Source organism: Vibrio aquaticus, assembly GCF_003970385.1.
Taxonomy (GTDB): Bacteria; Pseudomonadota; Gammaproteobacteria; order Enterobacterales; family Vibrionaceae; genus Vibrio; species Vibrio aquaticus.
Window position 1 is genome coordinate 188,455 of record NZ_RXZH01000002.1, and the last position, 12,198, is coordinate 200,652.

General features: G+C 45.7%; 8 protein-coding genes. All 8 read left to right on the plus strand.

Annotation, left to right across the window (positions count from 1 at the left end; translation table 11 throughout):
* The first annotated feature begins 33 nt into the window (after positions 1–33).
* The 8 genes from EJ063_RS06825 (at position 34) to EJ063_RS06860 (ending at position 12,177) form a co-directional block, all read left to right on the plus strand.
* Positions 34–1,005 carry an ABC transporter ATP-binding protein gene (locus tag EJ063_RS06825; protein WP_038207100.1) on the plus strand — a complete coding sequence of 324 codons (972 nt, stop codon included), beginning with the start codon at positions 34–36 and terminating at the stop codon, positions 1,003–1,005.
* Positions 1,002–1,994 (plus strand): murein tripeptide/oligopeptide ABC transporter ATP binding protein OppF, encoded by a 993-nt coding sequence (gene oppF, locus EJ063_RS06830; protein ID WP_167469884.1) that lies wholly within the window; start codon positions 1,002–1,004, stop codon positions 1,992–1,994. The genes EJ063_RS06825 and oppF overlap by 4 nt, the downstream gene beginning before the upstream one ends.
* A gap of 147 nt (positions 1,995–2,141) precedes the next feature.
* Entirely contained in the window at positions 2,142–2,642 is a 501-nt protein-coding gene (locus EJ063_RS06835) for a prepilin-type N-terminal cleavage/methylation domain-containing protein (RefSeq protein WP_126573330.1), read from the plus strand.
* Positions 2,632–3,153, plus strand: coding sequence for a type IV pilus modification PilV family protein (locus EJ063_RS06840; RefSeq protein WP_126573332.1), 522 nt, complete (start codon positions 2,632–2,634; stop codon positions 3,151–3,153). The genes EJ063_RS06835 and EJ063_RS06840 overlap by 11 nt, the downstream gene beginning before the upstream one ends.
* A complete protein-coding gene (locus EJ063_RS06845) occupies positions 3,153–3,956 on the plus strand; it encodes a PulJ/GspJ family protein (protein ID WP_126573334.1) in 804 nt (267 codons plus the stop codon). The genes EJ063_RS06840 and EJ063_RS06845 overlap by 1 nt, the downstream gene beginning before the upstream one ends.
* On the plus strand, positions 3,931–4,332 hold the full coding sequence (locus EJ063_RS06850; RefSeq protein WP_126573336.1) for an MSHA biogenesis protein MshP: 402 nt from the start codon (positions 3,931–3,933) through the stop codon (positions 4,330–4,332). Before EJ063_RS06845 ends, EJ063_RS06850 begins: the two co-directional genes overlap by 26 nt.
* Before the next feature lie 161 nt (positions 4,333–4,493).
* Positions 4,494–11,129, plus strand: coding sequence for a right-handed parallel beta-helix repeat-containing protein (locus tag EJ063_RS06855; RefSeq protein WP_158675993.1), 6,636 nt, complete (start codon positions 4,494–4,496; stop codon positions 11,127–11,129).
* A 103-nt stretch (positions 11,130–11,232) separates the two neighbouring features.
* A complete protein-coding gene (locus tag EJ063_RS06860) occupies positions 11,233–12,177 on the plus strand; it encodes a glutathione S-transferase family protein (RefSeq protein WP_126573341.1) in 945 nt (314 codons plus the stop codon).
* Positions 12,178–12,198 lie beyond the last annotated feature (21 nt).

Genomic DNA, 12,198 nt, shown 5'->3' on the forward strand with positions numbered 1-12,198 from the left:
ACAAAATCTAGAATAAAGATTAAGGAAGCAATGATGAGCTTATTAGATGTCAAAGATCTGCGCGTCGAATTTACCACGCAAGATGGTATCGTAACCGCAGTAAACGATTTGAACTTCTCTCTGAACCAAGGCGAAACTCTAGGTATCGTAGGTGAATCAGGTTCAGGTAAGTCACAGACAGTATTCGCTATCATGGGACTACTGGCAAAAAACGGTATTATCTCAGGTAGCGCAAAATTTGAAGGTAATGAAATTCTCAACCTTCCAGAAAAAGCGCTAAACAAAGTTCGTGCAGAACAGATCGCCATGATCTTCCAAGACCCAATGACGTCACTGAACCCTTACATGAAGGTAAGTGACCAGCTAATGGAAGTGCTTATGCTTCACAAAGGCATGGGTAAAGCGGAAGCATTCGAAGAGTCTGTACGCATGCTTGAAGCGGTAAAGATTCCTGAAGCTCGTAAGCGTATCACTATGTATCCACACGAGTTCTCGGGCGGTATGCGCCAACGCGTAATGATCGCAATGGCACTGCTATGTCGTCCTAAGCTTCTGATTGCCGATGAACCAACAACGGCACTCGACGTAACGGTTCAAGCACAGATCATGGACTTATTGAACGAGCTTAAGTCTGAGTTCAATACTGCAATCATCATGATCACGCACGACCTCGGTGTGGTTGCGGGTTCATGTGACAAAGTGCTCGTGATGTACGCAGGTCGTACAATGGAATACGGCACTGTCGATGAGATTTTCTACAACCCAAGCCACCCATACGCAGAAGGTCTTCTAAAGGCAATTCCGCGTCTGGATACAGAAGGTGAGATTCTACCAACCATTCCGGGTAACCCACCTAACTTACTACGTTTACCACCAGGCTGCCCTTACCAAGAGCGTTGTCACCGTGTAATGGATCGTTGTAAGCAAGAAGCACCAATCTTGACACCATTTGGCGATGGCCGTCAGCGTGCATGTTTTTCTGAATGGGAGGCTTGGAAAAAATGAGTGTACATAAAAACCTAATCTTAGATGTAAAAGATCTTAAAGTTCACTTTAGCATTGCGTCAAAGTCAGCTTGGCCATGGTCTAAACCTGCAAACCTGAAAGCCGTTGATGGTGTTGATGTTCGTCTTTACGAAGGTGAAACACTGGGCGTAGTAGGCGAGTCTGGTTGTGGTAAATCAACGTTTGCACGTGCAATCATCGGCTTGGTTGAAGCAACAGATGGCGATGTAATGTGGTTAGGCCAAGATCTAACTAAGATGCAAGAAGTTCAGCGCCGTGAAACGCGCAAAGAAATTCAGATGATTTTCCAAGACCCACTTGCATCACTAAACCCACGTATGACAGTGGGGGACATCATTGCTGAGCCTCTAGAGACGTTCTACCCAGAACTGACTAAGCAAGAAGTAAAAGATCGCGTTAAAGAGATGATGGCGAAAGTAGGTCTACTCCCTAACGTTATCAACCGTTACCCACATGAATTCTCTGGTGGTCAGTGTCAGCGTATTGGTATTGCTCGTGCGCTTATTCTTAAGCCTAAGATGATCATCTGTGATGAGCCAGTATCAGCATTGGATGTATCGATTCAGGCTCAGGTAGTTAACCTGCTGAAAGAACTTCAGAAAGAGCTAGGCCTTTCATTGGTATTCATCGCACACGATCTGTCGGTTGTTAAACACATTTCTGATCGCGTATTGGTTATGTATTTGGGTAACGCGGTTGAACTCGGTGAGTCAGAAGCGCTATTTGCTGATCCTAAGCACCCTTACACACGTGCATTGATGTCAGCGGTACCAATCCCAGATCCAAAACTAGAGCGCAGCAAAAAGATCGAGATGCTAGAAGGGGATCTCCCTTCACCAATTAGTCCTCCATCGGGTTGTGTATTCCGTACTCGTTGCCCACAAGCAACAGAGGCATGTGCACAGACTAAGCCTCGTATTGAGGGTACTGATGTACACGCGGTCTCTTGCCTGCACGTTAATATATAACGTCAAATTATAGTTCAGCCTGTGACGGGCTTAAGCGCGGCTTCCTTCGGGGGTCGCGCTTTTTTTGTTCAGTTATGGAATGATGTTCTGTAGTCGTGTATAGTTCGTGCGACATAACTATTTACAAATAACTCGATATTTTTCGCTGTGACTGAACATTCTTTATTCTCTCGCTCCTCAGGATTCACGCTTGTTGAGCTCATCATTACCATTTTACTGCTCAGCATTGTATCGGTAACTGCATACACGCGGCTTCCGTCCATTTCTGGCTATGCCATTGATGGTTATTGCAATGAGTTAAAGTCGGGGATTCGACGTGTACAAACTCAAGCCATGAATGATGTTGCGGTAAGCGGAGCATATCGTATTACCTCATCCAATGTGGCAGGGACGGTCTTATGGTCAAACCCTGCATTAAACCTAAATATTGGCGAGGATTGTACTGGGCCGAGTTGCGCTCGCTTGATGACTTTTACCCCAGAAGATAACCGCCGCGGAATCTCAATCAATAGTCAGTTATTAACGTTCGATAGTATGGGCAGGCCTGTGGATGCAGATAACCCAATGACCGAGTTTACGATCAGTGCCCCTGATGGTTCGCGAGAGCAGGTGGCAATAAACGCAGAGGGGTACGTCAGTGGTTGTTAGTCGTCACAACGCTCAGGGCTTTACATTGGTCGAAAATGTGATGGCCATCTGTATGATGGGATTCCTTATGGTTTCCTTTACGTCTTTGCTTGCCCCTCAAGCAGTGCAAACCGCAGATACATTGACCCAGCAGCGCGCATCTCAAATTGCTTCTCTCTTGTTGCAGGAAATGTACACACGTCCATTTGATGAGCAGAATCTCTCACAATTGCAGCGCTGTGAAGCTAATTGTACCCCCGCGACCGCACTTCAAAGCGAAGCTGATGACAATGGCTTACGCGATGATTTCGATGACTACGATACGCAAGATCAATGGCTTGATATCTCTCAGTTTGCCCTGTTTCTTGACGGCCCTTACGAGGGATTCGAAATCAATATTGATGTTGAGTATGTGGATGGTAACTGGGGCTCCTCCGTTACTCCAACGGCAACGAAACATGCGCAAATCCTTACCCGTCGAGGTGAGAATGGCGAAGTGATCGAGTTTCATGCGTACCGGAGTAATTTTTGATGAATCGCTCGGCAGGTTTTACGTTAATGGAAATGATCGTCAGCTTGACGATTTTATCCATCATCACCTTAGGTTTAATGAACTTTGGCGTCTCAAGCTCGACACTCTACATTGAAGCGAATCATCGCCTACAAGCGTTAGAAGAAGCTCGCTTTGTGATGGCAAGGTTTCAACGTGAGCTAATCAACGCGGTACCATTCAGTACGAGAACGCTCAATAATGGTCGATGTGTTGAATTTATTCCGATTTTAGGTGTGACCGAGTATGACCCGGATGCGTTTGAGCTTAATGCCGACAATCTCTCGACGGGTGTTCAACTACGTTATCCGCTTTCGCAAGAGATCAGAACAACATGTGCTAGCCAAACGTGTCGTGCCAGTATCCACCCAACGAACACCAATGCGCTCTATGGTAATGCTGACGCGCAAACACAGATCTACAACATTAACCCAAGTTTGATTGGCACTGACAGCCTAGTGCTGACGGATGCGATCTTGTCTCGTCCTGTCAGTCTGACCAACCGAATGTATGTGTATTCGCCTAATGCCGTTCAGCTTTGCTTGCAGGCGGATGAAGTTCGTTATTACCCCTCATACCCACTGACAGCGCAAGGGCTTGGCTTATCGAACCCTGAGCCTTCACTCACGTTTGCTAGCGGAGTCGTTGAACGTGACAACATTTTTGATATTGGGGTCGATGCGAACTATTCGAACATCGCCTCTATTCACTTTGAATTAAGAATTAACAACGGTAGTGAAACCGTGGAGTTTATGCAGAATGCGCAAATACTCAATACGCAGTAAGCGTCAGCAGGGTGGGGCGATGTTAGTCATCCTATTTATGACGGTGATCGTGACGTTTTTCTCGGCGCAACTTATGTCGATGAACGTGCAAGCCAATCAAACCAATACCTACGAAGTGCTCAGTACACAAAGCTACTGGGCAGCACGTTCAGTGATGGAGCGCGAAGTGTTTTCCTACTTTCCGAATGATGGTTCAACGGCAACCTCATGCCCCGCAACCAACACCAGAACCGTTCAAATAGCAGAATTTACTGGGTGCGACATTACCGTTCAATGTGAACCCAATGGTGATGCTGTGAGATTAAACACCATCGCTGTGTGCGCCGAACAATCTTACCGAGTAAGCCGCCGAGTAGAAGTGGAGATTAGACCGTGAATAGACTCATTACCTTGAGTATTGTTAGTTTAACTTTGCTCCTATCAGTCAATGCTTTTGCTGGCCATTCAGTGAGTGGTTACGTGTTTGAGCACTATAATTTTGGCGGAATCTCAAGAAGCTATGATCCAGATAGCTCTGACATGATAGCAATGTCACGAATGAATATTGAGGTAGAGCTAAGGAATGATACGTTTTGGTTTCCACGAACGTATACCGCTCACACCGGTGGTGATGGTCAATTTTATTTTGATAATATTCCAAACGGTACGTACACGTTAAGTCTGCCAAGTACGCGTGGAAGTGACAAGGATGGCGACATCTATTCAGAACGTGGTGAATGTTTTGTTTGTTTGCCTATTCAAACCTGGCCAAATATTACCGAAGACTATACAAGAACTGTCGTGGTGAACGGATTCGATGTTGATGATGCGCACATCGGGTTTAATTACAGTTCTGTAACCAATGAAAATGACGATGGTGTTGGTTCTTTACGTCAGTTTTTTGTTAATTCGCAATCTTTAACATCGGGTCGAGATAGAACTTGGATAACGAAATCTAGCCTTAATCAAGAAGGGCATACCGATTGGGTAGACAATGCCATATTTGCTAAGCCTATTTCTTCAATTACTCTTAGATCACCTCTAGAGTTTATCGATTCGAACAGAACATATATTGATGCTCGAGTGTTACTTGATGGCCCTCGCCCTCTTACTATTTCTAACTTTCGCTCACAGCCCATCAATGAAGATTACGGCTTGCGGGTAACAGACAGTTATTCGTTTGTTGTCGCTGGTATTAATTGGAACCGATTTGATGATTCAATTTATGTCTTGGACAGTCATGGGGTACAGTTAGTTGATAATAGCTTCAATGACACGCGCGACTCAGGCGCTATTATCTATGACAGTCATGACATCGAAATATCAGACAATCATTTCAATAACACAGTCAACAAAGAAGAGCGTGACGAACAAGCTGCTGGGCTTTTCCTATCACGCTCAGATCGAGTCAGTGTCTTACGAAATCAGTTTGTGGATACTGGTGATGATCATAGGTCAGATGGAGCGCATAGCTGGCATGTCTCAGGTGTGCGTGTCCTTTACGGCAATGAGAATAAAATTAGTCAGAACACATTCAAAAATACCAAAGGAATGGCGATTGACCTTCGTTATGTAGAAGACATTGGGGTACTGACGCCGAATGATGGTGAGTATAATTGGGCAAATGATGTCAGCAATTATGCTATCGATTTCCCTGAGTTCACGAGTGTTACGTCAGGCGGTGATATTCAAGGCGGGGTTAAACTCGATAATCTAACGTCGTACAACCATAAATGTGACCAAACTTATCAAGATATAAAAGTTGAAGTTTATTTAGCGCAAGGGGATGCGCTAGATTCGACCATTGAAGGTACTCATTATCTAGGTGACTGTTCACTCGATTCGGCGGGGAGCATCGAAAGTTGCGATATTGACACTTCACAATTGCATGACGGAGTGCAAGTAACCAGTATTGCCATCGACAAATGCGGAAACACCTCGGAAATGGGCCAGGCGTTCGGTGTGCAAGCGTCAGACTACGACTATGGCGATGCGCCAAACGAAGACTTGTTTACCGGTTGGGGCAACACACAGTTTGAGGTTCTTTCTGAAGATAATGGTGCTCGTCATGCCCTTGATGAAACTAAGTGTCTGATCTCCAGTACATTAAGTGGCTCAACAAGCTGTACTTTCAGTAATGATAGTGATGATGATGGCCAGCCTGATCGACAAGCTTTGGGCGACCTTAGCGGTGATACTATTTTGGATTACGATGACGGCGTATTGATCAACCCGGCTCTCGAACAGCAAAGTGGTAAAAAGATCGTCCAAACCAGTTATCTAGAAATCGGCAATGAAGTGGTTGTGTCAAATACCTTAAGTGTTACGACAACTTCAGCAGGTTATGTGAGCGCTTGGTTGGATATTAACCAAGATGGGCAATGGCAAGCGTTCGATGGGCCATCAGGTCAATATAGCGAGCAGCTTACATTAACAGGCCCGGAGATCACGCAAGCGGGCACTTACGATTTGTCATTCTCTATCCCATCTTATGCAGTGCATGGCGAATCTTGGCTTCGTGTTAGATTCTCTTCGCAACCGATAACTGAGCCACACGGGGCGGCTATTGATGGTGAAGTGGAAGACTACCAAGTATGGATAGCAGCACCTTCTATTAGCGATGGTTCGTGCAGTGCGGGTATTCAAAACCCAAGCTTCGAATATTGGACTTCTCCTAACTATTACGATGATGAATTTGCGGTTCCGGGTTGGAATACGATTCCAAATAATCCGTTAGAAGGAAGTATTGGTGAGCGAAATCAGTTGGAGTTTGATAACCACAATACGTACAACATCGTTCCTAGCCCGGATAATAAACAAAATAGCCGGGTCGCAGAACTTAATGCCCATATTGCTGGCACCTTGTATCAAGACGTAGTTACGCAACCGGGGCAAACAATTCGTTGGTCGTTTGATTATATTGAACGCAACAATTCAATGCCTTGGGGAGCGGTTCAGCAACTCAGCCTATTACTGGGTTCAAGTGATAACTTTGATCGTCATAACTCAGATCTGATCCAAATATCTCCAGTGGCAACTGAAGAGTGGACTCACTATACGAATACTTATGTTGTGCCTGAAGGTCAGTACATAACCCGATTGGCGTTTAAAGCGGAGCTGCCATCCACAGGCAGTGTCGGTAACGTTATTGATAATGTCGTGTTTGGCTGTGAAGTGGGTAAAGACTACGGTGACTTACCTAGTGCTTTTGAGAATGAGCAAAAAGAGATCCATCGTGCCATATCAAGCTTGTTATATATTGGCCATGAGCCACCTGATGCTGAAGATGGAAACCAAGATTCTGATTTGGCTAAAGGTGATGATGCCAATGGTTTCAATGATGAAAATACTTTCAAGAAGCCTATTGTAATACCAAGAGGCTCGGATATTGAGATTAAAGATATCCCGATTTACAACCATACGGGCAAGGCAGTCTCACTTGATGTTGCTATCGATCTTGTTGATGAAGGAACACCACAGAGGTTCGACACCTTTATTTCTCTCGGTGACATCCCAAGCTTAGCAACCACACAATATGTGTCTGTTACGCTGAACCAAGGCAGAGAGTGGACATCACGGACACAAAGTGTGCTGCGACTTGTGTTATCTGGTGAGAATCCATTGCCGGACGGTATTAAGATTGGTGAAGTAGAAGATCACCCTATTTACATCGGTTCTTCAGACTTACTGCCAGAGCCTGGCCGCTGTGACGGTTTTGTACAGGTAAAAGGTCCTGAATCGAAAGGCTCGTCAGAATACGCGAAATGGGTCGCTCAAGGTGGTGAATTTGGTATCGAAATTATCAACAACGCGTTGGATGTCAATAATCTAAAAGTCATTGGTGTTAATAGTATTGATGGTTACACCTATGGTGTCGGAACGGGTGAAAATACGGAACATAAGCTTTATGTCGCCGATCAACAACAAGGTGCTGAGTTTCAAGTTCTAACGAAACTGAAAGCGGCACGTGATGGCATTCAAATCGTTTCTCAAGAGGGGCACACCTACACCTTTAACCAAGGTGAGACACTCGACTCTTCTAAGAAACGAGATGGCAAAGAAAGCGATAAATTGGGTCGAACCAACAGCGGCGATGTATCTCTCAATGGTGAGTATATGATCCTTGGCCGTTCTAGTTGGCACAGTTTGGTTAGAGTTCACCTCGCGACCGGTACGTTTGATACGATCGCTTTAAAAGGTCTAACGCATGATGAAACCGTACCTTGGAGTGCTGATTTAGCCTTCAACCCAGCAGGGGCTACTGAGCATGTTTATGGCCTAAGTCGTGATTTAAAAACGTTGTACAAAGTGTCCATTGTCGATGGTTCGATAACACCGATCACATTGACTCTAAAGCTTCAATCAGGTGCGAATAGTTCTGCTTGGCCGTATGAAGGTCCGAACGGAAAACTGGCAGCTGGAGGGGTAGGTATCAACTTAGGCGGAGTTATGTTTGCTATGACTAATAGTGGTATTCATGACTTAAACCAAGACGGTGCGATTGATAAGCAAGAGTCGAAAACACAAACTACTGCGCTGTACTCAGTCGATATTGAAAATCAGACAATACGCTTTGAAATGAAAGGTGTTGAACAGGAAACCTCGTCCAATGATGCTGGTGGCTGTGCGATACATGCTGACTACGGTGACGCGCCAGAATCTTTGGAGTCCAATAATCCTGCTGTCCACTTAGGAGCGAACAGCGCGCTAAAACTTGGTAGCCTTTGGTCTGCTGATTTAGGCCCTGGTCATGACCAATATGCGAGTTCGGACAGCTCTGACGACGGTGTGGTGTTCAGAGACTCTTTAGGTCGTACAGTCGACATTGAGAATAACCCGCTAATACCAGGCCATCAGTACTCACTGTTCCTCAACGTGAGTGGCGGCGGTTATTTTACCGCTTGGGTCAGCTGGGATGAGAAAGCTTGGGAAGTTCTACCAGCGAATCTCACCTTTACCGTTCCGTCAAATAGCTCACGTGGCTATGTGCGTGTGCGTTACTCGTCTACAAAGCAATACTCGGCGACGGGTGAAGCGCCAGACGGTGAAGTGGAAGACTATTACTTTGAAGTTGGTAGCGCGTTGAATGGTATCTCGGTGACGGCGCCAAGTTCTCCGCTAACGTGTGAAGTTGCCCAATACCAAGTCACCTTAGATGCGGATGGCGGTTCACTGTCACAAGACGTCAATGTAAGCGTCGGGTTTGAGAATGCTCCGGCGCAATGTTGGTTTGATGCGACAAGCTTCAATCGTGGGCAAGAGGCGGGCAAGTCTGTATGTAATACCGGAACCAAGACACTGCTATTCGAAGCAGGAAGTCCACTCACTCGCACCATATATGTCGCGACGGACTCTGAATTGGTTGATGTCACCCTTGTGGCAACCCAAGAAGATATCGGCAGCGCTAAAGATGGAGCTCGCTTTACTAAAGAAGGCTTCAATATCGTCCCAGTCGATACGCCTGAACACTATAAAGCAGGCGAATCATTTAAAGTTCGTTTAGAACGAAAAGTGGCTCTTGAAGATCAAGTTCAATGTAGTATTGACCCGGATTACCTAGGAGCCAAAACATTCGCGTTTAACCACGAAACCACCGATACCTACAAAGGAAAACTGGTCTTGGATGGTGCCGAAATCGTGAATGATACGGACGTGACGCTAAACTTTAATGCAGGTGTGAGTGATACGATTGACGGTGTCTATCTTGAATCGGGCTACCTAAATATTTTGGCAGAGTACCTACCAGAAGAAGGTTTGCCAAAGACCGCTTCATTGGACGCAATGCTTCACTTCAAGCCATACAGTTTGGTGGTGAGTGATGTCAGTAGCAGTGATGACAGTATTACCAATCCACAAGATTCGGTGACGCGCTTCTTACCCGCAGAAAGCGAGTTTGATATCGAAATCACCGCGGTCGCAAAAGGTCATACTGCGAACACGCCACTGATTACTCGCAATTTTGATGCGGCATTGGCGAGCAACACTGGCTTCGAAGCAACGATTTTAGTACCGGCTTCTGAAGCGGGGGCAGTACAAGATCTTGTGCCAAATACACCGACCAGAAAAGTGTTCGCGGGTGGCGTTTTAGAAAATACGTTCACTTACGCAAACGTCGGGACAATCGGGACGCGCTGGCTAGTAGAAAGCTATGACGGTTATAGCAACCTTTCAGGGTTCCTAAATACCGACTTGTCCATCGACAATGGTGGAGAGCGTAGCCAAGTGGGGTATTTCTATCCGGCCAAGTTTGTGTTGAACAGTGATTTCTCAGTGCCAACAACACGAGCAGATAATGGCGAACCTTGGACTTATTACGGTCAGCCAAACGTGAGTGTTGAAGTCGAAGTTGAGGCTGTCGGTTTACACAATGGCGACTTGAGCTTCTATGATGCCGAGACGCTAGCAAGTAACGAGCTACCAAGCTTAGCGAGCATCGATGTCTATTTTGATGGTGACTCAGTTCCATCGTGCTTAATGGATGAAGGTGTGCTCATTGATAGCTCAGGCTCTGCGATTGATTTTGACCAAGCGTGGCAAGGTGGTCGTTGGGAAGTTGATGCAGGTAACTACGCATTTTCTCGCCAAGAAGCGTGTTGGCAGCAGCTTAACGATGTGAACCTATTTATGGATCTCTCTAACAGTGAAAACTCACCACTGGTTGATGGGAGCGACACTGTGTTGGAAAGCAGTGAGCTAGAACTCGGTGATGCGATAGATGTGCGATTTGGCCGCTTAACACTGGTCGATGTGGCAGGGCCAACGAATCAACTGTTACCAATGGCTATCAATGTAGAGTTCTGGGATGGTAATCGTTTTGCTGCCAATGATTGGCACAGTGAAACCAGTTTGGGTTCATTAGGTGCACTTCCAAACCTTGATGACCTCGACCCTCAGCCTTCGGAAACGTCTGGTGCTGTTCCAGTTGTAATGGCAGACTCCTTACCTGTTCGAGCGGTTGACCAAGGCGAGTCATCGACCTTGATCGGTGCAAGTGAAGCCGGGTTTGTTGAGTTACCTTGGGCATTCGCTACTGGTACCGAAAACTGGCTGGGTTATTGTTGGTACACAGTTGATGGTATAACGGATGAATGTGGTGATGAAGAAAGTTACCGACAGCCGCCTTCTGGAACGGCAACATTCGGTGTTAATCGAGGCTCTGAAAACATCATCTACATCATGGAACGATTCGAATAAGCTAATTCAAAATATTTGAACAACTAAGCCAACGCTTTCTACTTATCAAAGCGTTGGCTTTTTTTATACTTAACGTATCTGAATCAGCAAATAGGAAAGCGTGATGGGTAAATTAGTCGAAGGCGTTTGGCATGATGTTTGGTACGACACAAAATCGAGCAAGGGTAAGTTTGTTCGTGAAGATGCAGGTTTTCGCAATTGGATAGAGAACACACCGAACGCGAAATTTAAACCAGAATCAGGGCGCTATCACCTTTATGTTTCGTTAGCTTGCCCATGGGCGCATCGAACGTTAATCTTTCGTCAACTTAAAGGCTTAGAGCCTCATATTGATGTTACGGTCGTCTGCCCAGATATGATGAATGAAGGGTGGCAAATGGGCTTACCAGAACCACTGTTTGGCCACACTCGTTTGCATCAAGTCTATACTCAAGCTAAGCCTGATTACACGGGTCGGGTGACCGTTCCCGTTCTTTGGGACAAAAAACACAACACCATTGTCAGTAATGAATCGTCTGAAATCATTCGCATGTTTAACTCGGCGTTTAATGAGTTAACTGGGAATACGACCGACTATTATGCAGCTGAACAGCAAGAAATGATTGATGAGTGGAACTCGTTTATCTATCCGCACGTTAATAATGGCGTGTATCGTTGTGGCTTTGCGACCACGCAAGAAGCCTACGAAGAGGCGTATGAGCAGCTATTTTCAGCGCTAGATCGCCTTGATGAGCATCTGGCAACCAGTCGTTATCTCGTTGGAAATACGATTACCGAAGCTGATTGGAGACTGTTTACGACCTTGATTCGTTTTGATGCGGTCTATGTTGGGCACTTCAAATGCAATAAAAAGCGCATTGCCGACTACTCCAACTTAAATGGCTACATGAAAGAGCTGTTCCAAGTTCCCGGTATTAAAGAAACCACGGACTTCTATCATATTAAGCGTCATTACTATTACAGCCACACCGGGATTAACCCTACGCAAGTTGTGCCGGTTGGGCCTGAACTAGACTTAGAGTCACCACATGGGCGTGATGGGATATAGCAAATAGAGTTTCCTGACGTG